Origin of the sequence: Polynucleobacter brandtiae (genome assembly GCF_002797575.1) — a bacterium.
Taxonomy (GTDB): Bacteria; Pseudomonadota; Gammaproteobacteria; order Burkholderiales; family Burkholderiaceae; genus Polynucleobacter; species Polynucleobacter brandtiae.
The window spans coordinates 1-1,827 of the sequence record NZ_PGTX01000013.1; the positions used below are offsets into that span (position 1 = coordinate 1).

The 1,827-nt window shown below is 44.7% G+C and carries 1 protein-coding gene; it reads left to right on the forward strand.

Annotated elements, in window-relative coordinates; all coding sequences use genetic code 11:
* Positions 1-1,827, forward strand: a 1,827-nt coding sequence (locus B0G85_RS10180; protein WP_157799327.1) for a beta strand repeat-containing protein, incomplete at both ends; no start/stop codon positions are given.

Here is a 1,827-nt window from a genome sequence, read left to right on the forward strand (position 1 = left end):
TCAGGCACCCTAGCCATTACCGGTACAGGTATTACCTTAAATGGTGACATCACCACCAGTGGTACCCAAACGTATACGGGGGCAGTGACCTTAGGGAACTCACTGACTACATCATCTATTGGTGGAGCTTCAACAGGAAATAGTATTGCGTTTAGTAGTACGGTGAATGGTGCGAAGGTATTAATTGTTAATGCTGGGATTGGTATGGTTACATTCTCGAGTACGGTTGGAGCTGCTACTGCATTAACAAGCTTAGATGTGACATCAAGCCATGCAACAGGAATTTCATTAAATGGCAGTGTTACTTCTTCTGGAACACAAATTTATCGCGGCATTGTTGACATTGGAACGGATTTATCAATTCTTTCTAGCAATGCTGATATTACATTCCAAAGTGATATTAATTTGGGTAGTTCTCTAATAATTAATGGTGGCACAGGCAATATTTACTTATCAGGAAATGTAACAGGCGGAACTGGTACTACGCTCTCTCAATCAGCGTATCAGGCTAGCATCATATCTAGTGCTCCGTTACTTTACCTACCACTGACAGAAGCTATTAATTCTTCCACAGCAAGTAATTTGGGTACACTTGGCGGAACAGCGACCTATACTATTCAGAGTGTATCTGGTGGGCCCGGACGTGCCACAGGAATGTATGATGGCTTAACAGCGCTTTATGTTCCTGGCTCAAGCTACATCACTTATCCCAATAATGCTTCTATGAGTCCAGGATCTGGAGCATTCTCCGTAGTTGCTTGGGTTAAAAACAATAGTGGTGGTAGCGGCATTGTTTGGAATAAAGAAAATCAATATGAGCTCGCAATTCAAAACAATCGAATTGAATGGGCCATTAGCAATGTAAGCCCTGGATGGACTTGGATACCTGCTAGTTCATACACACCATCAACTACTGCATGGACACAAATTGTTTTCACATCAACCGGCAGTTCAGTCAATGTCTATGCTAACGGCGTTGCTATTCAGTCTAACTATTCAGTAAGTGGGGCCATAGTTTCTGATGTGTATGGCTTTATGGTTGGACAAAGAGGCAATTTAAATCAATCCTTTAATGGAGCTATCGCCAACGTTGCTTATTACAATAGTGCACTAAGTGCTGCTACAGTTCTCTCTCAGTACCAAGCTGGATCAACCGGTGCTGGCTCAGTAATCAACTTAAGTATTACTGGTGGTGTGATTAATACAAGCGGTGCAACAATCACTACCTCTGGTTCACAGACCTACACTGGGGCAGTGAACTTAGCCGCTAATGCTACCTTCACGACTACTAATAGCAATGTTGTATTTGCTTCCAGTCTTAATAGTGCCGCGACCACTACGAAAAACCTCACCGTCTCAGCAGGCACTGGCAACATTACCTTCACCGGTGCAGTAGGCGGTTCACAAGGCCTGGGTAATATCTCCTTAACCAGTACTGGTAACACTACCTTTAATAATTCAGTAGCTGCAACTAGCCTGATACAAAATGCAATAACCGGTACCACCGCCATTAATGGTGGATCCATCAATACTGCAGGTGGCGCTCAAACCTATAACAACAATGTCACGCTCGGTGCCGATACTGCCTTAACCGCAACTACAGCGACCTTTAATGGCACAGTAGCTGGGGCCTACAGCTTAGCTATTACCGGTAACGCGGTCTTTGGTAATGCCACCAGCGATACCGTAACCCTTACAGGAAGTAGTAAGAACCTCTCCATCTCGGGCACCGCCGCCATTAACACCAATGCCATTACTACTACCGGTACCCAACTCTATAGTGGCGCTGTTACCTTAGGGGCAGCGACTACCTTATCGGCTTCTGGT